We start from the raw sequence: 229 nt of genomic DNA on the forward strand, positions 1-229 counted from the left end.
GTTGGTGAGCAAGGGCGCGGCGCTGATGGCCGATCTCGACTTGGGCGCCTTGCTGGTGACCCGTGGCGAGCACGGCATGACCCTGTTGCGTCCGGGCCATCCGGCCATGCACCTGCCGGCGCGTGCCCGTGAAGTGTTTGACGTCACCGGTGCCGGTGACACGGTGATTTCCACCCTGGCAGCTTCCATTGCCGCCGGTGAGGAGCTGCCCCACGCCGTGGCCCTGGCC

1 protein-coding gene is annotated in these 229 nt (G+C 69.0%); it reads left to right on the plus strand.

Annotation, left to right across the window (positions count from 1 at the left end; translation table 11 throughout):
* Positions 1–229: PfkB family carbohydrate kinase (locus tag AAEZ05_RS30575; RefSeq protein WP_350650453.1), on the plus strand; the 229-nt coding region annotated here is incomplete at both ends.

It is taken from the genome of Pseudomonas sp. HY13-MNA-CIBAN-0226, from assembly GCF_040310305.1.
Taxonomy (GTDB): domain Bacteria; phylum Pseudomonadota; class Gammaproteobacteria; order Pseudomonadales; family Pseudomonadaceae; genus Aquipseudomonas; species Aquipseudomonas gregormendelii.